This is a genomic window from Bacillus sp. SIMBA_008, from assembly GCF_046535495.1.
Lineage (GTDB): Bacteria > Bacillota > Bacilli > Bacillales > Bacillaceae > Bacillus > Bacillus subtilis.
In genome coordinates, this window is record NZ_JAWRWL010000216.1 from 1 (window position 1) to 314 (window position 314).

The 314-nt window shown below is 49.0% G+C and carries 1 protein-coding gene; it reads left to right on the forward strand.

From position 1 onward, the window contains the following. Positions 1-314: glycine--tRNA ligase subunit beta (locus SB658_RS22890; RefSeq protein WP_410602541.1), on the forward strand; the 314-nt coding region annotated here is incomplete at both ends.

Sequence of the window (314 nt, forward strand, 5' to 3'; positions counted from 1 at the left end):
CCGTACGGATTGCGCCGTCAGGCAAGCGGCATTGTTTCCATTCTAATCGACCGCAACTGGGGCATTTCTTTTAAAGAACTGCTGTCGTTGACAGAAACAAAAAAAGAGAACGAGCTCCTTGATTTCTTTACACAGCGTCTGAAATACGTCTTAAACGCTGAAGACATCCGTCATGACGTTATTGATGCCGTTCTGGACAGCACAGAGCTTGAGCCGTATGCAGCCGTTCATAAGGCAAGAGTGCTTGAGAAGCACCTCGGCACACCCGGCTTTAAAGAAACGGCTGAATCACTCGGCCGGGTTATCTCCATCAG